General features: G+C 74.8%; 18 protein-coding genes. 13 read left to right on the forward strand and 5 right to left on the reverse strand.

The window, feature by feature from the left end; genetic code table 11:
• Positions 1-25 precede the first annotated feature (25 nt).
• The 5 genes from ACIBK8_RS10660 (at position 26) to ACIBK8_RS10680 (ending at position 6,105) form a co-directional block, all read left to right on the forward strand.
• On the forward strand, positions 26-856 hold the full coding sequence (locus ACIBK8_RS10660) for a class I SAM-dependent DNA methyltransferase (protein ID WP_399041362.1): 831 nt from the start codon (positions 26-28) through the stop codon (positions 854-856).
• 350 nt (positions 857-1,206) lie between these two features.
• Positions 1,207-2,715, forward strand: coding sequence for an ABC transporter substrate-binding protein (locus ACIBK8_RS10665; protein WP_399041653.1), 1,509 nt, complete (start codon positions 1,207-1,209; stop codon positions 2,713-2,715).
• Entirely contained in the window at positions 2,712-3,665 is a 954-nt protein-coding gene (locus ACIBK8_RS10670) for an ABC transporter permease (protein ID WP_399041363.1), read from the forward strand. Before ACIBK8_RS10665 ends, ACIBK8_RS10670 begins: the two co-directional genes overlap by 4 nt.
• Positions 3,662-4,483: an ABC transporter permease gene (locus ACIBK8_RS10675; protein WP_399041364.1), complete on the forward strand. Its 822-nt coding sequence runs from the start codon at positions 3,662-3,664 to the stop codon at positions 4,481-4,483. Before ACIBK8_RS10670 ends, ACIBK8_RS10675 begins: the two co-directional genes overlap by 4 nt.
• A complete protein-coding gene (locus ACIBK8_RS10680; RefSeq protein ID WP_399041365.1) occupies positions 4,480-6,105 on the forward strand; it encodes an ABC transporter ATP-binding protein in 1,626 nt (541 codons plus the stop codon). Before ACIBK8_RS10675 ends, ACIBK8_RS10680 begins: the two co-directional genes overlap by 4 nt.
• Before the next feature lie 57 nt (positions 6,106-6,162).
• Here ACIBK8_RS10680 and ACIBK8_RS10685 read toward each other — a convergent pair whose 3' ends face one another.
• Positions 6,163-6,693 (reverse strand): AMP-binding protein, encoded by a 531-nt coding sequence (locus ACIBK8_RS10685; RefSeq protein WP_399041367.1) that lies wholly within the window; start codon positions 6,691-6,693, stop codon positions 6,163-6,165.
• 257 nt (positions 6,694-6,950) lie between these two features.
• Between ACIBK8_RS10685 and ACIBK8_RS10690 the strand changes: the two genes are divergently transcribed.
• The gene (locus tag ACIBK8_RS10690; RefSeq protein WP_399041368.1) at positions 6,951-8,303 is read left to right on the forward strand and encodes an MFS transporter; all 1,353 of its coding nucleotides are present in this window, start codon (positions 6,951-6,953) and stop codon (positions 8,301-8,303) included.
• A 23-nt stretch (positions 8,304-8,326) separates the two neighbouring features.
• Here the strand turns inward: ACIBK8_RS10690 and ACIBK8_RS10695 are convergent, their stop codons facing one another.
• Together ACIBK8_RS10695 and ACIBK8_RS10700 are read right to left on the reverse strand one after the other, a co-directional pair.
• On the reverse strand, positions 8,327-8,989 hold the full coding sequence (locus tag ACIBK8_RS10695; RefSeq protein WP_399041369.1) for an HAD-IA family hydrolase: 663 nt from the start codon (positions 8,987-8,989) through the stop codon (positions 8,327-8,329).
• 88 nt (positions 8,990-9,077) lie between these two features.
• Complete coding sequence (locus ACIBK8_RS10700) at positions 9,078-10,445, reverse strand: rhodanese-like domain-containing protein (RefSeq protein WP_399041371.1); 1,368 nt, start codon at positions 10,443-10,445, stop codon at positions 9,078-9,080.
• A gap of 264 nt (positions 10,446-10,709) precedes the next feature.
• Between ACIBK8_RS10700 and ACIBK8_RS10705 the strand changes: the two genes are divergently transcribed.
• The 4 genes from ACIBK8_RS10705 to ACIBK8_RS10720 all read left to right on the forward strand — a co-directional run bounded on the left by ACIBK8_RS10705 (position 10,710) and on the right by ACIBK8_RS10720 (position 14,209).
• Entirely contained in the window at positions 10,710-11,513 is an 804-nt protein-coding gene (locus ACIBK8_RS10705) for a GntR family transcriptional regulator (RefSeq protein ID WP_399041373.1), read from the forward strand.
• Positions 11,498-12,298, forward strand: coding sequence for a sulfite exporter TauE/SafE family protein (locus ACIBK8_RS10710; RefSeq protein ID WP_399041374.1), 801 nt, complete (start codon positions 11,498-11,500; stop codon positions 12,296-12,298). The genes ACIBK8_RS10705 and ACIBK8_RS10710 overlap by 16 nt, the downstream gene beginning before the upstream one ends.
• 68 nt (positions 12,299-12,366) lie before the next feature.
• Positions 12,367-13,578: an FAD/NAD(P)-binding oxidoreductase gene (locus tag ACIBK8_RS10715; protein WP_393683300.1), complete on the forward strand. Its 1,212-nt coding sequence runs from the start codon at positions 12,367-12,369 to the stop codon at positions 13,576-13,578.
• 187 nt (positions 13,579-13,765) lie between these two features.
• Entirely contained in the window at positions 13,766-14,209 is a 444-nt protein-coding gene (locus tag ACIBK8_RS10720) for a hypothetical protein (RefSeq protein WP_399041375.1), read from the forward strand.
• Positions 14,210-14,258: 49 nt separating this feature from the next.
• Here the strand turns inward: ACIBK8_RS10720 and ACIBK8_RS10725 are convergent, their stop codons facing one another.
• On the reverse strand, positions 14,259-15,404 hold the full coding sequence (locus ACIBK8_RS10725; RefSeq protein ID WP_399041376.1) for a MerR family transcriptional regulator: 1,146 nt from the start codon (positions 15,402-15,404) through the stop codon (positions 14,259-14,261).
• Between the two features lie 108 nt (positions 15,405-15,512).
• The gene (locus ACIBK8_RS10730; protein WP_399041377.1) at positions 15,513-16,874 is read right to left on the reverse strand and encodes an amidohydrolase; all 1,362 of its coding nucleotides are present in this window, start codon (positions 16,872-16,874) and stop codon (positions 15,513-15,515) included.
• Positions 16,875-17,072: 198 nt separating this feature from the next.
• On the opposite strand from ACIBK8_RS10730, the gene ACIBK8_RS10735 reads away from it, so the two are divergent.
• The 3 genes from ACIBK8_RS10735 (at position 17,073) to ACIBK8_RS10745 (ending at position 19,769) form a co-directional block, all read left to right on the forward strand.
• The gene (locus ACIBK8_RS10735) at positions 17,073-18,104 is read left to right on the forward strand and encodes a methyltransferase (RefSeq protein ID WP_399041378.1); all 1,032 of its coding nucleotides are present in this window, start codon (positions 17,073-17,075) and stop codon (positions 18,102-18,104) included.
• A 141-nt stretch (positions 18,105-18,245) separates the two neighbouring features.
• A complete protein-coding gene (locus ACIBK8_RS10740) occupies positions 18,246-18,599 on the forward strand; it encodes a nuclear transport factor 2 family protein (RefSeq protein WP_399041379.1) in 354 nt (117 codons plus the stop codon).
• A 12-nt stretch (positions 18,600-18,611) separates the two neighbouring features.
• Positions 18,612-19,769: a low temperature requirement protein A gene (locus ACIBK8_RS10745; RefSeq protein WP_399041380.1), complete on the forward strand. Its 1,158-nt coding sequence runs from the start codon at positions 18,612-18,614 to the stop codon at positions 19,767-19,769.
• Positions 19,770-20,148: the final 379 nt, after the last annotated feature.

Raw genomic sequence — 20,148 nt, forward strand, 5'->3', positions numbered from 1 at the left:
GACGACCTCACGAGGAGCGGACCGCATGCCGCCCACCGAACCCCTGCCGTCCGCCTCCAGTAAGGCAGTTGACGGGAATCTGCTGACCGACCACCCGGAGCTGTACGAGGCCAGGTTCCCCGACCCCGACGGGATCGCCGCCCGCTGGGCCGAAGACACCCTGCGGCGGTACCGCGCCGGGGCGCGCGTCCTCGACCTGGGCTGCGGCACCGGCCGGGACGCGGCCCGCCTTCAGGCCGCGGGGCGCCGGGTGGTGGGCGCCGACCTGTCCGACGCGATGCTCGACCACGCCCGCAGCCGGCACCCGGGGCCCGCCTACACCCGCGCCGACCTGCGCCGCTTCGCCCTCGGGACGCGCGCGTTCGACGCCGTCGTCTGCCTGGACAGCGCGCTGCTGTACTGCCACACCAACGACGAGTTGGACGGCCTGCTGGACTCCTGCCGGCACGCCCTGGAGCCGGGCGGCCTGCTGATCGCCGAACTCCGCAACGGTGCCTACTTCCTGGGCCGCACCGACCTGCTGGACACCCCGCGGGCGGACGGCTTCACCTGGCGCGGCACGTCCTACCGCTCACACACCACCCTCTCGGTGGACCGCACCGCACAGCTGCTGCGCCGCCACCGGGTGTGGACCACGGACGACGGCGCGCCGCCGGTCACCCAACGCTCCGCCTGGCGCCTGCTGTTCCCCCTGGAGCTGCGGCGGTTCCTGGCCGCGCACGGTTTCACGGTGCTGGCGCTGTACGACGGCCCTGGGCCGCGGACCGAGCCGCGCTGGCAGGAGGGCGACGTCCCCGGGGAGCGCACCGACGCCGACCGGCTGCACCTCGTCGCGCGCCTGACGTCCGCACCGTGACGTCCGCCTGACGTCCGCACCGCGCCCTCCGGCCATGAACCCCGGCCATGAACCCCGGCCATGAGCCTTAGCACCCTGACCGCGAGGCCGTGACTGCGGCACTCTGGCTGCGGCACCGGCTGCCGCAGCCGGGGTGCCGCAGCGCCCGCCCTCCGGGCGCCCCGTCCCGCCCGTTCGCCTCTTCTTCGCTCTTCTTCCCTCCCCGCAAGGAGTCCGCCATGCGAGCCGACGATCGCCCCACCCCCGGCCGGACAGGCCCCGCGCCGGAGCCGCCCGCCGCCCCCGACGCCTTCCTCTACCCGGCGCTGCACCGCCGCGGCTTCCTCGCCGCCGCGTCCGGCGCCGCCGCGATGGGCGCGCTGGCCCTCGCCGGGTGCGGCACCGGCGGCTCCGGAGGTGAGGCGTCCGGTGACGACGCGGGCCCGCCGCGCCGCGGTGGCCGGCTGCGCGCCGCGTTCGCCGGGGGCGGCGCGAACGAGACCCTCGACCCACATCTGGCCAACTTGTTCTCCGATGTGGCCCGCGCCAAGGCGCTGTTCGACAAGCTCGCCGACTTCGGCGCCGACCTGGCACCGCGCCCCCGCCTCGCGTCCTCCTGGCAGCCGAACAAGACGCTGGACCGCTGGACGGTGACGCTGCGCAAGGCCGCCTTCCACAACGGCCGTCAGGTCACCGCCGACGACGTCCTGTTCAGCTTCCGCCGCATAGCCGACCCGTCGAAGGCGTTCCGCTCCAAGGCGGACCTGGACCCCATCGACCTGAAGGCGAGCCGCGCCAAGGGCCCGCGCACCGTCGAGTTCCACCTGAAGCGGCCCACCGCCGAATTCCCCGACGTGCTGGCCGCGTTCGGCGCGTACATCGTGCCCGCCGGCACCCGCTCCTTCGACGAGCCGGTCGGCTCGGGCCCGTTCCGCTTCGTCTCGTTCGCGCCGGGCAGGTCGACCGTGCTGCGCCGCTTCGACGGCTACTGGGACGGCGCCCCGCACCTGGACGAGCTGGAGTTCGTCGCCGCCGACGAGGAGTCCGCCCGGGTCAACGCGCTGCTCGGCGGGCAGGTCGAGTACGCGCACGAGCTGAGCCCGGCCACCGCGCGCGCCCACGAGGGGCGCGGGCAGATCCGGATCGTGCGGCTGAAGAACAGCGCCATGCAGGCGTTCGCGATGAAGACCGACCGGCCGCCCTTCGACGACAAGCGGGTGCGGCAGGCGTTCTTCCTGCTGGCCGACCGCGCCGAGCTGGTGCGCGGCGCGCTGTCCGGCGCCGGGGAGATCGGCAACGACCTGTTCGGCAAGGGCTACGCGTACTACGCGGACGGCCTGCCGCAGCGCACCCAGGACCTGGACCGGGCCCGGCAGTTGCTCAAGCAGGCCGGGGCGCAGAACCTGAAGGTCACCCTCGACACGTCGGACGTGGCCTCCGGGTTCGCCGAGGCGGCCGGGATCTTCCGCGACCAGGCGGCCGAGGCGGGCGTACGGATCACCGTGCGCAACCGCGACAAGGACAGCTACTGGAGCGACATCCTCGAATCCGGGACGCTGTGCTCCTACCGGTCCGGCGCCATGCCCATCGAAATGCACCTCTCCCAGCGGCTGCTGACCGGCTCCACCACCAACGCCACCCACTGGCACCACAAGGACTTCGACGCGCTCTACCGGCAGGCCCAGTCCACCGCCGACCGCGGCGAGCGGACCGCGCTCTACGGCAGGATGCAGCGCCGGCTGCACTCCGAAGGCGGCTTCCTGGTCTGGGGGTTCGCCGACTGGATCGTCGGCACCGCGCAGCGGGTGCGGGGCGTGGCCCGCGCGGCGCCCGCCAACTCCCTCGACTGGGCCCGCTTCGACAAGGTCTGGCTGGCGTGAGCGGCCTGCGGTCGTTCGTGGTGCGGCGGCTGGTCCTGGGCGCGGGCCAGACCGCGGGGGTGGTGCTGCTGGTCTTCGCGCTGACCGAGGCGCTGCCCGGCGACGCCGCCGTCGCCCTGGCGGGTGACCGGCCCGACCCGGAACGCATCGCCGCGATCCGCGCGTCGATGCAGCTGGACCTGCCCGCGTACGAGCGGCTCGCGCACTGGGCGGGCGGCCTGCTCCACGGTGACCTCGGCAGATCGCTGGTCACCGGCCGCCCGGTCACCGGCTACCTCGCCGACGGTCTGGCGCCGACCCTGCTGCTGGCGGCGCTCACCGTCGCCCTGCTGGTGCCGGTCGGCGTCGGCCTCGGGGTGCTGGCCGCGCGCCGCGAGGGCGGTCGCGCCGACCGGCTGATCAGCTCGGTGACGCTGGGGATCTACGCCGTGCCGGAGTTCGCCTTCGGCGTCCTGCTGGTCTTCGTCTTCGCGCTGCGCCTCGGCTGGCTGCCGCCGACCGCGGTGGGCTACGGCGGCGATCTGCTCGCCCATCCGGCGGCGCTGGTGCTGCCCGTCGCGGTGCTGCTGGCCCGCCCGGTCTGCTCGATCAGCCGCCTGGTGCGGGCCGGCATGCTCGACGCGCTGGCCTCCCCGTACGTCGCACAGGCCCGCCGCTACGGCATCGGGGCCGCCCGGATCCGCTACGCGCACGCGCTGCCGAACGCGGTGGCGCCCGCCGTGCAGCAGCTGGCGCGGACCGTCGACTGGCTGCTGGGCGGGGTGATCGTGGTCGAGGCGCTGTTCGTCGTCCCCGGCCTGGGGACGGTGCTGCTGACCGCGGTGTCGGCCCGCGACATCCCGGTCGTCCAGGGCCTCGCCGTCGTCTTCGGCACGCTCACCGTCGCCCTGAACCTCGCCGCCGACCTGGTCACCCACCGCCTCGCGCCCCGTGCGGGGGTGGCGGCATGACGGCGCGGACCGCCGCCGCGCGGCCGTGGGCGCGCTTCACGCTCGGGGCGCTGCTGGTGTCCCTGCCGCTGGCGCTGGCGCTGCTGGGGCCGTTGTTCGCCGGTGAACCGGGGCCGCGCGGGGCGTCGTTCACGTCGGACGGCACCCTGCTCGGCACCGACTTCGCGGGGCAGGACGTGGCCCGGCAGGTGCTGCTGGGCGGCCGGTCGGTGGTGCTGATCGCGCTGTCCGCGACGGTGCTCGCCTACGCCGTCGCCCTGCCGTTGGCCTTCGCTGCGGCCCTCACCCACCGGACGTGGCTGGAGGAGCTGCTGATGCGACCGCTGGACGTGCTGCTCGCGGTGCCTTCGCTGCTGATGGTGCTGCTGGTGGCGACGGTGTTCGAGCCGGGCGCGGCCGGGCTCGCGGTGCTGGTGGCGCTGGTCAACGTGCCGGACGCGGCCCGCATCGTGCGGGCTTCGGCCGCCGAGGCCGCCGCCCGCCCGGCCGTCGAGGCGTTGCGGATGCAGGGCGAGAGCGGGTGGCGGATCGCCGTCGGCTACGTGGCCCGCAGCTGCCTGCGGACCCTGGCGGCCGACGCGGGGGTGCGGATGACCGGCGTGCTGTATCTGGTGGCGACCGCCGCGTTCCTGGGTGTCGGCGTCGATCCGGACGCCGCGGACTGGGCGGTGATGGTCGACCGCAACCGCACCGGACTCTTCGTCCAGCCGTGGGCCGTGGTGGTGCCCGCGCTGCTGATCGTGGCGCTGTCCATGGGCACCAACCTGCTCGGCGACGCGGGCCTGGCGGGCCGTACGAGAAAGGGACATGTCAGGTGAGCGGGCAGGACACGGGGAAGCCGCAGGGCGCGGCGCCGGAGTGGGCCGCGTGCGTCGAGGGGCTGCGGATCGAGGTGCCGGGCGGGCGGCGGCTCGTCGACGGGGTGTCGCTGACCGTCCGCGCCGGTGCGGTCACCGCGCTGGTCGGCGCGTCCGGCAGCGGCAAGACGACCACGGGCCTCGCGCTGCTGGGCGCGTACCCGGACGGGGCCGAGGTCGAGGGCCGGGTGCGGGTGGCGGACGGCGGTCCGGTCGGCTACGTGCCGCAGCATCCGGCGGCGGTGCTCAACCCGGCCCGGCGGGTCGGGGCGCTGCTGTACGACATCGCCCGCGCCCAGCTGCCCGCGCTGCCCCGCCGGGAGCGCCGCGCGGCGGTCCGCACCCGGGTCCTGGCGGCCCTGGCGCTCGCCCAGCTTCCCGAAGGCCCGGCGGGCGAGGCCCTGTTGCGCCGCCATCCGCACCAGCTGTCCGGCGGGCAGCAGCAGCGGGTGGTGCTGGCGCAGGCGCTGCTGCTGGGCGCCAGGGTGGTCGTCGCCGACGAGCCGACCACCGGGCAGGACGCGCTGACCAAGCGCCGCATCGTCACCGAACTGGCCCGCCTCACCGGCCAGGGCATCGCCGTCCTCCTGCTCAGCCACGACCTGGACGTGGTGCACGCGCTCGCCGACGAGGTGGTGGTGCTGCGCGCGGGCCGGGTCGTCGAATCCGGCCCCGCGGACCGTATCCGCACCGCGCCACAACACCCGTACACGCGGGAACTTCTGGCGGGGGGCGGGGAGTTCACCACTCAGGAAAGCAACCAGGAGGACGCGACCCCCGCCACGCCGCCGCGCTCCGACGGCCTCCGCATCCGCCTGGCCGCCGCCCGCTACCGTGACCGCTCGCATCCCGGCGGCACCGTCACGGCCCTGCGCGACACCGCCCTGGAGGTCATCCCCGGCGGCTGCCTGGCCGTCGTGGGGCGGTCCGGCAGCGGCAAGACCACCCTGGGCCGGTGCCTGGCCGGGCTGCACCGCGACTGGGACGGCACGCTCACCCTGGACGGCGCCGCCCTGCCGCGCAGTGTCCGCGCCCGCACCCAGGGGCAGCTCGCCGCCGTGCAGTACGTCTTCCAGGACGCCCGCGCCGCGTTCGACGCGTACCGCACGGTGGAGGCGCAGACCGCGCGGACCGCGGTGCGGCTGCGCGGCACACCGGCCGACGCGGCGCTGGCCGAGGCGCGGGCCACCCTCGCCCGGGTCGGCCTGGACGCCGCGCTCGCCGCCCGCACCCCCGGCAGGCTCTCCGGCGGCGAACTGCAACGCGCCGCCCTGGCCCGCGCGTTGACGGCCGGGCCCCGGATGCTGGTGTGCGACGAGATCACCTCGGGCCTGGACGCGGTCAGCCGCCGGGAGATCGTCGCGCTGCTCGGCGAACTGCTGCGGGAACGGGACGGGATGGGCCTGGTCCTGATCACCCACGACCTGGACACCGCGGCGGCGCTGGCCGACCGGGTCGCCGTGCTGGACGGCGGCGCGCTCGTCGAGGCGGGCCCGGCACGGCGGCTGCTGACCGCGCCCGCGCATCCGTTCACCGCCTCACTGGTGGCGGCGGCCCACCGGCGCGCCCCCACGCGCGGGTGAGCCGGGGCCCACACGGCCCCCATCGGGCAGGCCCCTGACCCGCCAGGGGCCTGCCGCTCAGCCCTCCGCCAGCGCCTCGTGCCACCACCGGTCCCGGCCCGGTACCCACCGCACCGGGCGGGAACAGCGGTTGACCACCAGGACGGGGCACTGCGCCGCACGGGGTCCGGCCGCGTCCCGCGCCAGCGCCCGGTCGAGTACCGCCTTGACCGGCCTGATGGCACCGTCCCAGAACGCCGCGTCCGCGGTGACCAGCACCCGGGCGTCCATCTCCCGGGCCTGCTCGGCGAGTTCGGGTGCGGTCAGCGACACCGGCAGGGTCCTGCGGATCGCGTCCAGCTGCCCGCAGGCCAGGGTGACGATCACCGATTCGGGGACCAGCGGCAGATGCACCGCGACCCGGTCACCGGCGCGGACGCCGAGCCTGCGGAGCGCGACGGCGGCCCGCTCGGCCTGGTCGAGCAGCATGCCGTGCGTCAGCTCCTCCAGGCGGCCCGGCTCCCCCGACCAGGTCAGCGCGACCCGAGAGGTGCGCGGCCGGTGGGTGGCTTGCGGTTCGCTGGCATCATCTGCATGCTCTGAGGTCACACGGCGCAACATGCGGACCAGCTTGATGATCACGCATCAACGTTCGATGAACGTCCGCTGTACACGGCATCTTCCGCCGCCCCGCCGCAGGTCACCGGGGCCGCCGCCCGGCCACCACCGGAGCGCCGCCGCCCCCTCGTACGGTACGCGCCGCCCGCCCCTGCGGGCCCGCGCCCCTTCCTGCCCCGCCTCGGGGCGCCTCTCCCCCACCCCTCTCCCGCACCCACCGCGCACCCCACCCGAGAGGCGCCCTCCGCATGCCCGAGCCCACACTCCCGCCCGCCGACCTGCCCGCCGACCTGCCCCGCGCCGCGGCCCGTTGGACGTGGACGGCCGTCGCCGTCGGCGCCTTCTGCGTCCAGCTCGACGCCTTCGCGCTGAACCTCGCGCTGCCCGTCATCCGGCGTGACCTGCCGGGCCCACCGGCCCTCGTGCCCTGGGTGATCGGCGGCTACCTTCTGGCGGCCGGCGCCCTGATGCCGGCCGCCGGACGGCTCGGCGACCTGTACGGCAGACGCCGGGTGCTCGCCATCGGCCTGGCACTCTTCGCCACCGCCGCGGCCGGCTGCGCGCTCGCGCCGTCGCTGCCGCTCCTGGTGGCGGCCAGGGTGGTCCAGGGGGCGGGCGGCGCGCTGATCATGCCGGCCGGTCTCGCGCTGCTGACCAACGCCTTCCCCGGCGGGCACGGGCGGCGGATGACCGGCCGGGCGCTCGGCCTCGCCGGACTGGCCACCGCCTGCGGCCCGTTCGCCGGCGGCGTGCTGGCGCAGAGCCTGTCCTGGCGTGCGGTGTTCTGGCTGACGGTGGTGCCGACCGTGGCCGCCGCCTGCTGCGCCCGGCGCGCCACCGAGTCCCGCGACCCGGCCGCGGCCGGCGCCCCCGACCTGCCGGGCGCCGCCGCCGTGACCGGCCTGTGCGCCTGCCTCGCCCTGTCCGTCGCGGGTGTCGCCCCCTGGGCATCGGCGGGCGGCGCGGTGCTGCTGGCCGCGCTGTTCATCCGTGCCGAACGCCGCTCCCGCGCACCCCTGGTGGACCTCGCGCTGTTCCGCAACGGCCGCTACGTCCGGCTGACGGCGGCCGGCGCCGTCGCCAACACCGCGACCGTCGCCCTCCTGTACGTGATCCCGTCGGCCCTCCAGCAGCGGTACGGGCTGTCGCCGATGAGCGCGGGACTGGCCTTTCTCGCACCGGCCGCCGCACTGGCCGCCGGCGGCCCGGCAGCCGGCCGGGTGCGTCCCGCGGCGAGCGTCCCGGTGATGGCCCTCTGCCTGGCCACCGCCGCCACCGCACTGTGGCTGACCCCCCGGGACGGCACCCACGACACCTCCCCCACCACCCTCCTCCTGGCGTCCACCGCTGCCGCCGCCGCACTGGGGCTGGCCGGCGCCCTGACCCTCACCGGCACCCAGGCCGCCGTACGCCCCGAACGCGCGGGCGAGGCATCCGGCATGACCAAGGCCGTCCTCACCGTCACCGCCGGCCTCGGCCTGACCGGGAGCGGCAGCCACCCCTCCCTCCACCTCCCGGCCGCGGCCTGCCTGGTGGCGGCGGTGGCCCTGGCGGCCTCAACCATCCGGAAGCCGTCTCAGCCCGCAGGCACCGCTTCGTAGCCTTACTCTGCGGCAAATTGCGCTCACGCAGCGAGGGCCGCGCTGACCCCCAGAAGGGCTTCGAGCTCCGCCACAGCCGTGTCTTCCTCCGTGGCGTGCACAGTGGTGATGCCCAGCTCGGCGGCCGGCGGCAGGTTCACCGCGTGGTCGTCCACGAACACACACCGCTCGGCGGGCAGACCGATCCGGTCCAGTGCCAGCCGGTAGATCGCCGGATCGGGTTTGGCCATGCCGACCTGCTCGGAGACGACGTGCACGTCGAACAGGTCCCAGATCCCGGCGTGTTCGTACGGGTTGAACGGATCCAGGCCGAAGCTGTTGGACAACAGGGCGACCCGGTGGCCGGCGGCCCGCGCCGCTCGGGCGAGGGCCGCCATGCGACGGGCCGCGGGCACTCCGGACCAGGCCCGGCCCATCAGGTTCACCGGGTCCACATGCGCACCCAGCAAGGCGGCAGTGCCCTCGTTCCACTCCGCCTGGCCGATCTCCCCGACCTCCAGAGCGGCGTACAGACGGCGCCCCTCCGGGTGGTCGTTGAGAGTGCTGCTCCACGCCTCCGGGGCCAGCCCTTCGGATACACACCACGCGTGGTGGACAGCACGTGGGCTGGCGGTGAGCACACCGGCGAAGTCGAGGATGAGGCCGAGCTGTTCGTGCCCGTAGGAGGCGTCCATGCTGTGCGGCATCCGGTGACCGTCCCTTCCGCGATGGTGTCGCAGGGGACGCTACCGCGCTCGGGACAGTGCCGGCCTCAGCCGCCCGCCGGAAGCCCCCTCACCCCACCGCCACCGCCTCATAACCCCCCACCACATCGCACACATCCCCGAACCCCCGCGACTCCAGCAGCGCCGCGGCGATCACCGAGCGGTTGCCGGTGCGGCAGTACAGGGTGACGGGGCGGCCGGGGTCCAGCGAGTCGATGTGGGAGGGGAGGGCGGCGAGCGGGATGTTGCGGGCGCCGGGGAGGGCGCCTGCGGCGTACTCGGCGGGGTTGCGGACGTCCACCAACTGGTCGGGGTCCGCGGGGATTTCGTGTGGGGTGATGCGGTGGCTCGTGGCCGTGAGGGCGGGGTGGGCGGCGAGTGCGGCGGACGGGTCGGGGACGTGGCCGATGACCTGGTCGTAGCCGATGCGTGCGAGGCGGGTCCTGGCCTCGCCCTCCTTTCCCGGCTCCGCGAGCAGCACGAGCGGGGTGCCGGGCGCGATGACGCTGCCCGCGTACTCGGCGAACCGGGTGTCGAGTCCTGCGTGCAGGGATCCCGCGACGTGGGCGCGGGTGTAGGCGCTCAGCGGGCGGCAGTCGAGGAGCGCCGCGGCGCGGGTGTCGCGGGCGGCGACGGCCTCGTCGAGGGTGAGGGCGGGCGGCGGCGTCTGCTCCAGGAGCGGGTGGCCGTCGCGGTTGAGTGCCGCGTCGTGCGCGAAGTAGCCGGGGGTGGCGGGCTGGTCGGCGGTGACCAGGCGGACGAAGGCGTCCTGCGGCATGGGTTGCAGCGCGTAGTTGAGGCGGCGCTGGGCGCCGATGGTGGAGCTGGTCTCGGTGGAGAGGTTGCGGCCACAGGCCGATCCGGCGCCGTGGGCGGGGAAGACGCGGGTGGCGTCGGGGAGCGGCAGGAGCTGGGTGTGCAGCGAGCGGTACAGGTGGCCCGCCATGTCCTGCGGGCTGCGCCCGGCGGCGGAGAGCAGGTCGGGCCTGCCGACGTCGCCGACGAAGAGCGTGTCGCCGGTCAGCACGCCGAACGGCTCGGCGTCCCGCGGGTCCTCGTGGACGAGCAGACATATCGATTCGGGGGTGTGGCCGGGGGTGGCGAGCACGGTGAGGGTGACGCCGGTCGCGTCGTCGGGGCCGAGGTGGAGGCGTTCGCCGTCGTGCAGCCGCCGGGAGGGGAAGCCGGTTTCGGCGGCTGCGCCGAAGGCGATGGCGGCGCCGGTGGCCCGCGCCAGCTCCAGGTGCCCGGAGAGGAAATCGGCGTGAATGTGCGTCTCGATGACGAGTTCGATACGCAGCCCGGACGCCTCCGCGTCGGCCAGATACGTGTCGATGTCGCGGCGCGGGTCGACCAGGACGGCCCGCCCGGTGGTCTCGTCGCCGATCAGGTACGACGCCTGGGAAAGGCAGTCGAGGTAGTACTGCGCGAAATGCACGGTCGGCCTCCAGAGGTCGTCCTACGGAACGCGTGTGGTCCCCGCGGTCCCCGGGACGTGCCGTCGCCGCGGGGTCCGGCCTCCCGCGCTGAACGGACGTCCGGGCAGGCCGCGTTGTGCGGATGCACGGATGTACGTACATTAGGCAGCCGCCGGGTTGACGACAAGTCAGGGGCGGGGCGTCCGTCCTGAGAGGCGGGCGCTCGCCACCTTCCGTCCCGCCGGCCGGCGTTCACCACCCGTACGTCCGCGAAGGAACCGATCATGACGACCGAGCCACCCCGGCAGGGCGCCTCAGGGCCGCGCCCGCTGGACCGGCGCTCGCCGCTGCCGCTGTGGGCCCAGCTCTCCGCCGACCTGCGCCGCCGCATGGAAGCCGGCGAGTTCACCGCGCAGTTCCCGGCCGAGCACCGGCTCACCGCCGAGTACGAGGTCAGCCGGCACACCGTCCGCGAGGCGCTGCGCACGCTGCGCGCGGACGGCCTGGTGATCGCCGAGCGCGGTCGCGCCAGCCGCCTGGACACCCGGCGCATACAGCAGCCGCTCGGCTCGCTCTACAGCCTCTTCCGCGAGCTGGAGGGGCAGGGGGTCGAGCAGCGCAGCGAGGTGCTGCGGCTGGAGCGGACGGCGGACGCCACCGTCGCCGGGCACCTGGAGCTGGTGGCCGACGCGCCGCTGGTCGTCCTGGAGCGGCTGCGGCTCGCGGACGGCGAGCCGCTCGCCCACGACACCGCGTACCTGCCCGCCGAGTTCGCCGAGCCGCTGCTGGCGGCCGACTTCGGGCACACCTCGCTCTACGGGGAGCTGTCCGGCCGCTGCGGTGTGAAGGTCACCGGCGGCCGGGAGCGGATCCAGCCGTTCCTGCCGGACATCCGGCAGGCGTGGCTGCTGGGACTCGCCGACCGGGAACCGGCGTTCGCGATCGAACGGCTCGGGCGCTCCGGCGCCCGCCCGGTGGAGTGGCGCGAGACGGTGGTGCGCGGCGACCGGTTCGCGTTCGTCGCCGAGTGGTCCGACGACAGCCGGGCGGTCGCCCTCGCGCCGCGGGCCGCGTGTCCGTCCTCATAGCCGCAGCCGCGCTGCCGTGCGGGCTGCTGATCGGCCTGCTGCTCGGCGCGCTGGGCGGCGGCGGTTCGGTCCTCGCGGTGCCCGCGCTGGTCTACGTGGCGGGGCAGTCGCCGCAGGAGGCCACGGCGGGCGCGCTGGTCGTGGTCGGCGTCGGCGCGGTCACCGGGCTCGTCTGCCACGGCCGTGCCGGGCGGGTCCGCTGGGCGGCGGGCGGCGCGTTCGGCGCGCTGGGCACGGCGGGCAGTTACCTCGGCTCCCGGTGGAGCGCGGCGGCGGATCCGGCGGTCCTCATGGCGGCCTTCGCCTGCCTGCTGCTGCTCGTCGCCGCGGCGCTGGTGACACGGGCCCTGCGCGGACGGCACCCTCAGGGGGACGGGGAGCGTCCCCTAGGGGATCCCCCCGCGCCATCGCGCCGTATCCGCCCCGTCCGGGTGGCGGTCACCGCGACCGGTGTCGGGCTGCTGACCGGGTTCTTCGGCGTCGGCGGCGGGTTCGTCGTCGTCCCCGCCCTCAGCCTGGTGCTCGGCCTCGATCTGCCGGCCGCCGTCGGCACCTCGCTCCTGGTCATCCTCATCAACTCGGCCACCGCGCTGGCCACCCGGGCGGACGGCGGCCCGCTGGACTGGCCGCTGCTGACCGCCTTCGCGCTGTGCACCGCGCTCGGCAGCTGCCTCGGCAACCGGATCACCGCCCGCCTGCCGCCCCGCGCCCTGGCCGGTGCCTTCGCCGCCCTCCTGACCGCCATCGCCCTGACCATGGCGGCCACCACCGTCCCCCGCCTCTGAAGGAGCACACCCCGGCAACGCCCCTACGACGACCGCCCCTTCCCGCATCCCGTCACCAGGAGACCCTCATGACATCCGCCGTCAGCCCCTCCCACCACCAGGTCCTCGTCGTCGGGGGCGGCACCGCAGGACTCACCGTCGCCGCCCGCCTGCGCCGGGCCGGGGCCCGCGACGTGGCCGTGCTCGAACCGTCCGAAACGCACTGGTACCAGCCGCTGTGGACGCTGGTCGGCGGCGGACAGGCCCCGCTGCGGGCCGCTCTGCGCACCGAGGCCGAGCTGATACCGGACGGCGTGCGCTGGCTGCGCGAGCGCGCCACCGCCGTCGACCCGGCCGCGCGCACCGTCACCACCGCAGCCGGACGCACCCTCTCCTACGGCAGGCTGGTGCTCGCCCCCGGTCTCCGCCTCGACTGGGACGGCGTGCCCGGCCTGGCGCCTGCGCTCGGCCACGGCGGCGTTTCCAGCAACTACCGGCCCGATCTCGCGCCGCTCACCTGGGAGTTGATCCGTGGGATGCGGCGCGGTACGGCCGTCTTCACCATGCCGTCCGGGCCCGTCAAGTGCGGCGGCGCCCCGCAGAAGATCGCGTATCTGGCCGCCGACCACTGGCGCAAACGCGGTGTCCTGGACGCGATCCGGGTGGTCCTGGTGCTGCCCGAGCCCTCGCTGTTCAAGGTCCCGGTCTTCAACAGCGCACTGGAGGCGACCGCACGGCGCTACGGCATCGAGGTCCGGCTGCGCTCGGAGGTGACGGCCGTCGACGGGCCCGCGCAGCAGGTGGCGGTCACCGACCACGCCACCGGCTCCACCGAGACCCTGCGCTACGACCTGCTGCACGCCGTGCCGCCGCAGCGCGCACCCGAGTGGCTGGCAACCGGCCCGCTGGCCGACCCCGACTCCCCCTACGGCTACGTCAAGGCCGACCGCGCGACCCTCCAGCACCCGGACTTCCCCGAGGTGTTCACGCTCGGCGACGCCGCGAACCTGCCGACGTCGAAGACCGGCGCGGCCATCCGCAAGCAGGCCCCGGTCGTCGTCGACCACCTCCGGGCGAGCCTCACCGGCCGCCCCGCCACCACCCGTTACGACGGCTACACCTCCTGCCCCCTGGTCACCGCCCGCCACAAAATGCTGCTCGCCGAGTTCGACTACGACCTGGCGCCCGCCCCCTCGTTCCCCTTCATCGACACCACCCGCGAACGCACCGACATGTGGTTCCTCAAGCGCTACGGACTGCCGCAGATGTACTTCCGCGGCATGCTCAAGGGCCTGGCCTGAACCGTGGCCCCGTAGCGGATCCGGACCCTGGCCCACCGGCCCGCATCCACTACGGGGCCGCCCCCACGAGCCCCCGAGACCGGCCGTTCCGCGTCTCGTCCGGGTGAACGATGAAGGCGCGGTGAGCGGGCCCGATCCTGATAACTGCCCGCCAGGAGCGGGCTATTCAGGAATTGGAGGCCCCCTCATGACCACCCGCAAGACACCCGCCACCACGGTTCCGGCGCACGCCCTGAGCGATCCGCGCACCCGGCGGGCGCTGCGCAGCACCACCCGCCTCGTCGGCTGGTACGCCGTCCTCAGCGCGCTCACCCTCGGCGCCGTCATCGCGCTGCGCGACCATCCCGGCCTGGTGAACGACGCCGTCTGGGTCCGCTCGGCCATCGTCGTCGCCACGTCCCTGCTGATGGTCTCCTTCGCCGTCCGCACCGCCCGCGGCCACCGCCGCTCCTACCTCCGGCTGCGGCTGGCCTCCGGGATCATGCTGGTGGCCATCGCGGCCATCCTCGCGCTGCCCGGCGACTTCCCGCTGTGGCTGAAAAGCGAACAGGCCGTGTGCGGCGTGCTGTTGCTCCTGGTCGTCCTGATCGCGAACGGCCCCCGGCTGCGCTCGGCCTTCGCCACCGAGTAGCCCGCGCCCGCCCGCACCCACCGGGCGGACGGGCGCGGCACGGAGCCTCCTAGGCAGCCGTCGGATCGGCCACCACACAGCCGATGTTGTCGGGCCCGCCCGCCTCCCTGGCCAGGGCGATCAGCTCCCGTACGGCCTCTTCCGGCCCCGCCGCAGCCGCCAGGGCGTCCCGGAGCGCACCGGCAGGCAGCGCGCCGTACAGCCCGTCGGTGCACAGCAGGTACCGGTCGCCCGGTCGCGCGTCGACCACCTGGAGGTCGGGGACGAACGCCGCGCCGCCGTCCAGTGCGCGCACCAGAAGCGCGCGCTGCGGATGGGCGGGCGCCTCCTCGGGGGTGAGCCGCCCCTCGTCGACGAGCGACTGCACGAGGCTGTGGTCGTGGGTGATCCGCACCAGCCCGGAGTCCCGCAGGACGTAGGCGCGGGAGTCCCCGACGTGCAGCAGCCCGAACCGCGATCCGGAGCGGAGCAGCGCGGTGAGGGTGCAGCCCGCTTCACCGCCGCCCGGCTCGCCCGGTACGCGGTCAGCGCCGAGCCGCTGGACGGCCAGGTTGGCCCGCTGGGCCGCCGCCTCAAGGGAGTTGAGCAGCGCGGTGCCCTCCGGGTCCTGCTCGGGCACCAGGTCCTGGTCCTCCAGCGGCCTCAGGGCGTCGATCGCCGCGACACCGGCCGGGCCGCCGCCGGGGCCGTAGCCGTCCGCCACGGCCAGCAGCCGCGGCCCGGCGTACGCCGCGTCCTGGTTGACGGTCCTGACCAGACCGCCGTCGGTACCGGCCGCGGCCCGCAGGGACAGCGGGGTGGGGGATGCGTTCATGGTGGTGTCCTTCCTGGACAGCTGGTCGACGAGGAAGGCGGCCAGGTCACGGCGGGCCGCGGTGTCGGCCTCGACCTGCGCCCAGTAGGCGGCGACCGCGTCGGCTGCGGCGGGGTGCGGCAGGGCGCACACCTCCCGGATCCGGGCCAGCGGCATGCCGAGCCGCCGCAGCCAGGCGACCAGCCTGGCCGCCTCCAACTGGGCCGGTGCGTAGCGGCGGTAGCCGTTGGCCGGGTCGACGCGGGCGGGCCGCAGCAGCCCCAGCTCGTCGTACAGGCGCAGCGCCTTGGGCGAGAGCCGGGACGCACGGGCGAACGCCCCGATCGTCAGCAGCTCCCGCGGCTCCGTGCGCCCGCCGCCCGGCCCGCCCGTCCCGTCCACGTCCCGCCCCCGTCCGTCCTCCTCGTACCGGGCCTCTCGCCCGGCCCGCCCGATGCTGCGGCTTCCCCCAGGGACAAGGTCAACCACGCGCGGCGGTAAGCCGGTTGCTCAGCGGGCGTCCGGCCCTTCCAGCCTGCTCAGCGCGGCCGTCGCCAGTGCCTGTACGCCCATGGTGAGCGTCGGGCGGACGACCGGCGCGAAGCGCGGCGAGTGGTTGGACGGGATGTCCTGCGCCAGCCGCCCGGCGGCCAGCGCGGTGCGGAACTCCTCGGGATCCCAGCCGCCGAGCCACCAGTAGTAGAGCGGCGCGTCCGCCGCGGTGGCCAGCAGCCCGGCGTCCTCGCTGCCCGATGCCGGGTCGTAGGCGAACAGCCGCTGCTCGCCGAAGAGTCCGGTGAGGGACTCGTTGACCTCCCGCAGGGTCAGCGGGTCGTTGTAGGTCACAGGGAAGGAGTCGAGGATCTTCGTCTCCGGTGCCAGGGCCGCGCCCGACGCGTCCGCCTCGGCCCGCGCGATGCGGTCGATGGCGGCCAGCACCCGGGCCCGTACGGACTCGTCGAAGCTGCGGACGCTGAGCTTGACGACGGCGTGGTCGGGGATGACGTTGGCCGAGTCACCCGCACGGAATGAGCCGACGGTGACCACCACTTGGTCCTTGGGCGCCACCTCACGGGCCACCACGGACTGCACCCGCTGCACGAAGGACGCCGCCATCAGGATCGGGTCGACGGTGGTCTCAGGACGTGAGCCGTGGCCGCCGGTGCCGTGGAAGGTGATCTCCAGGCTGTCGGCCGCCGCCATGGCCGCGCCCGGACAGTAGGCGATGAGACCGGCGCCGAACGGGGCGACGTGCTGGGCCAGGACGACGTCGGGTACCGGCACCAGACGCTCGCTGTAGAGGCCCGCGTCGAGCATCGCGCGGGCGCCGCTGCCGACCTCCTCCGCGGGCTGGAACAGCACGACCAGGGTGCCCGACCAGTGGGCGCGCCCGGCGGCCAGCAGGTCGGCGGCGCCCAGCAGGCAGGTGACGTGCACGTCGTGCCCGCAGGCGTGCATCCGGCCGGGGACGGTGGAGGCGTAGTCGAGTCCGGTGCGCTCGGTGACCGGCAGCGCGTCCATGTCGGCGCGCAGCAGGACCACGGGGCCCGGCCCGTTGCGGAGCACCCCGGTGACGCCGGTGCCGGCGATGCCGGTGGTGACGTCGTAGCCCCAGTCGGTCAGCCGGCGGGCCGCGCCCTGTGCCGTACGGGTTTCCTCGAAGCCGAGTTCGGGGTGCCGGTGCAGGTCTTCGTAGAGCGCCACGAGACCGGAGATGCGGGTGTCGAGCGGGGCCAGCACGGCATCCCGCGCGGCGTCCGGGGCGGGCGCGGAAGGGGAGGCGGCATCGGAGCCGGGGCGGGATCCGGGGCCCCGGACGGTGTCCGTTACGGGGGTGCCGGGGCGGGTGTGGTCACTGTCACGGTCGCTCATACGCGCATTCGACCACGGGACGCGGCCCGCGCACCGGCCTTCGCACCGGATCACCACGGCACGCCCGCGGTCCGCCCCTGGCCGGTACCTGGCCTGCATCTGGCCGGACTTCGCGGGTACCGCACGGCGTCTTCGTGACACCGGAGCCGGCTGCTGCGACCGTGGACCGACGTTCACGTCGATGACCGGAGGCGGACGTTGGCCACTTCATCCCCCCGACCGACCGGCGAACCCGCCGACATCGCCACGCACCTGATGGACCAGGCGATGGGCCACCTCTTCTCCGCAGCCCTGCGCACCGCGGCCCTCCACCGCGTCGCCGACCACCTCGCCCGGGGCCCGCGCACCCCCGAGCAGCTCGCCGAAGCCACCGGCACCCACCCGCCGCACCTGCGGCGGCTGCTGCGCTACCTCGCCGCCCGCGGCATCTTCCGCGAAGACGCGTCGGGCGCCTACCAGTTGACGCCGACCGCCCGGCTGCTGCGCACCGACATCCCCGAGTCGCTGCACTCCGCCGTCCTGATGGCGACCGACGGCCTGTTCACGCAGACCACGGCCGGTCTGGAGGAGGCCGTCCGGCAGGGCGGCACCCCCTTCGAGCGGCTCGTCGGGCAGCCGCTCTTCACCCACCTGGCATCCGATCAGGCCGCCCGCACGCACTACGACGACGGCATCTCCGCGCTGGCCTTGCCGGTCGACGAGGCCGTCGCGGAGAGCTACCCGTTCCCGTCGACCGGCACCGTCGTCGACATCGGCGGCGGACGCGGCGGGCTGCTGCGCGCCGTCCTGAGCCGCCGCCCCGAGCTGACCGGCGTCCTCTTCGACCAGGCGCCGCCGCTCGCCCGGCACCTCCTGGACGGCGACGAGCTGAAGGGCCGCTGGCGCACCGAGGAGGGCGATTTCCTGACGGCGGTGCCCACCGGCGGCGACGTCTACGTCCTCAAGCACGTGCTGCACGGCCTGCCGGACGACACCTGCCGGCGCCTGCTGCGCACCTGCCGGGCGGCGATGGCGGCCGGCACCCGGCTGCTGATCGTCGACTGCGTGCTGCCCCCGGGAAATGCCCCGCACTTCGGCAAGACGATGGACGTCGCGATGCTGACGGTGACCGACGGGCGGGAGCGCAGCGCCGAGGAGTTCGCCACGCTCCTGGCGGCCGGCGGCTTCCGCCTCACCCGGGTCCTGCCGACCGCCGCCTTCCCCTCGATCGTGGAAGCCGTCGCCGAGTAGCCCCGCGCGCCCGCCCGTCACTCGTGCGCACGCGACACGCCCGGCCGCACCCCCTCGCTCGATGGCGGCCCCGCCCGGCCCGCGCTGTACTGGAGAAGGCCCCGCGCGCCCCGCACGGGGCCGGTACCGCAAGGAGCCTCCATGACCCGCGCGCCCCGCCCGGCGGACCCGTCAGGCACGCCACTCCCCCCGCCCGTGCAGCGCGCGCTGTACCGGGCCAACGGCGGTGACGCGGACGGCTTCGCCGACTGCTTCGCCCACGACGGCACGGTCAACGACTGGGGCCGCGAGTTCCGCGGCCGTGCCGAGATCCGCGGCTGGAGCGAAGCCGAGTTCACCGGCAAGCAGGTCACCCTGGAGGTCACCGGCGCCCGCACCGAAGGACCGACCACGACCGTCAGCGCCCGGGTGGGCGGCAACGGCTTCAACGGCCCTTCCGACTTCGCCTTCACCGTCGACGACGACCGCATCACGCTGATGCGGATCACCGGCTGACCGGCGGCCACCGTGCCGGTCCGTATGCGGGCGCGCCGCCCCGACGAGGCACACCGCGCCGCCACGCCCCTGGAGCTCTTCTTCGACCTGTGCTTCGTCGTGGGCATCGCCCAGGCGGGCCGTCAACTGGTGCACGCGCTGGCCGAAGGCCACCCCTGGCACGGCATCACCGGCTACCTCGTGATCTTTTTCGCCATCTGGTGGGCGTGGGTCAACTTCAGCTGGTTCTCCTCGGCCTACGACACCGATGACACGCTCTACCGGGTCGTGACGCTGGTCCAGATCGCCGGGGTGCTGATCCTCGCGGCCGGTGTGCCGCGGGCGTTCAACGACAACCAGTTCACGGTGGTCTGGTTCGGCTACCTGGTCATGCGGCTCGCCATGGTCAGCCAGTGGCTGCGGGCCGCGCACGGCTGCCGCGGCGCGGAACGCCGCACCGCGCTGCGCTACGCGGGCGGCGTGAGCCTGTGCCAGGTCGGCTGGCTGGCCCTGCTGTTCCTGCCGGAGACCGGAAGGCCGTGGGTGTTCCTGGTCATGGCGGTCGTGGAGATGTCCGTACCGGCCTTCGCCGAGCGGGACCGGCCGACGGCCTGGCACCCGCACCACATCGCCGAGCGCTACGGCCTGTTCACCATCATCGTGCTGGGCGAGACGATCTCCGCCGCCACCGTCGCCGTGCAGTCGGCGCTGGACGAGAACGACGAACTGGGCTCCCTGCTGCCGATCGCGGCGGGCGGCCTGCTGCTGGTCTTCGCGGCGTACTGGATCTACTTCGCGGTCCCCATCCACCTGCATCTGCGCTCCGGCCGCCAGGCGTTCGCGTGGGGCTACGGCCACTACCTGGTGTACGGGTCGGCCGCCGCGGTCGGCGCGGGCATCGAGGTGGCGGTGGAGGAGTCGGTGGGCAAGGCCCATCTGTCGACCCTGGCGGCGTCCGCGTGCGTCACGGTGCCCGCCGCCCTGTTCCTGGTCACGGTCTGGCTGATCCACTCCCGCCACCAGAAGCGCGGCATCGCCCAGCAACTGGTCCTGCCGCTCGCCGCGGTCCTCATCCTGGCCTGCACCTTCGCCGGGCACCTCGCGGTGCTCGCGGCGGGCCTGGTCGGTTCGGCCGCGGTCGCCGTCGGCGTGACCCTCACGACCCGTCAGGGCACGGCCCTGACGGAATAGCGCCGTCCGCGCCGGGCACGGGCCGCCCGCCGCCATCCGGCCGGATCCGCGCTGCGCCGTTGTGGTGAACACGGCGCCGGATTCGGGCCCTTCGCAGCACTCGTTCCGCTTCGCCCGGAAGCGTGACGAAACCGCCTTACCCGCCCCGGATGGCCCCCCACCCTGCTCCGCATCCGACACCCCGGCACCGGCCTCCGCACCCACCCCCCGGAATCCGTCCGCCACGGCCTGCGGCCGACCGTCCGCCACCGTCAACTTCGGCCGTCCGTACCGGAATTTGCCGCGATATTCAGCCATGTTCAGCGGCTGCGAGCGTCCCGCTTCCCTCCCTTCCGCACCCAGAACGAATCCCGAAAATCCCCTGCGAAAGGGCTGTTTT

The organism is Streptomyces sp. NPDC050161, from assembly GCF_044460025.1.
Taxonomy (GTDB): Bacteria; Actinomycetota; Actinomycetes; order Streptomycetales; family Streptomycetaceae; genus Streptomyces.

What these genes read in the sequence shown, in the direction of transcription:
- ACIBK8_RS10660 (WP_399041362.1), top strand. Translation starts at nt 26, where the DNA reads ATGCCGCCCACCGAACCCCTGCCGTCCGCCTCCAGTAAGGCAGTTGAC.
- ACIBK8_RS10665 (WP_399041653.1), top strand. Translation starts at nt 1,207, where the DNA reads ATGGGCGCGCTGGCCCTCGCCGGGTGCGGCACCGGCGGCTCCGGAGGT.
- ACIBK8_RS10675 (WP_399041364.1), top strand. Translation starts at nt 3,662, where the DNA reads ATGACGGCGCGGACCGCCGCCGCGCGGCCGTGGGCGCGCTTCACGCTC.
- ACIBK8_RS10690 (WP_399041368.1), top strand. Translation starts at nt 6,951, where the DNA reads ATGCCCGAGCCCACACTCCCGCCCGCCGACCTGCCCGCCGACCTGCCC.
- ACIBK8_RS10695 (WP_399041369.1), bottom strand. Translation starts at nt 8,989, where the DNA reads ATGCCGCACAGCATGGACGCCTCCTACGGGCACGAACAGCTCGGCCTC.
- ACIBK8_RS10705 (WP_399041373.1), top strand. Translation starts at nt 10,710, where the DNA reads ATGACGACCGAGCCACCCCGGCAGGGCGCCTCAGGGCCGCGCCCGCTG.
- ACIBK8_RS10715 (WP_393683300.1), top strand. Translation starts at nt 12,367, where the DNA reads ATGACATCCGCCGTCAGCCCCTCCCACCACCAGGTCCTCGTCGTCGGG.
- ACIBK8_RS10720 (WP_399041375.1), top strand. Translation starts at nt 13,766, where the DNA reads ATGACCACCCGCAAGACACCCGCCACCACGGTTCCGGCGCACGCCCTG.
- ACIBK8_RS10730 (WP_399041377.1), bottom strand. Translation starts at nt 16,874, where the DNA reads ATGAGCGACCGTGACAGTGACCACACCCGCCCCGGCACCCCCGTAACG.
- ACIBK8_RS10740 (WP_399041379.1), top strand. Translation starts at nt 18,246, where the DNA reads ATGACCCGCGCGCCCCGCCCGGCGGACCCGTCAGGCACGCCACTCCCC.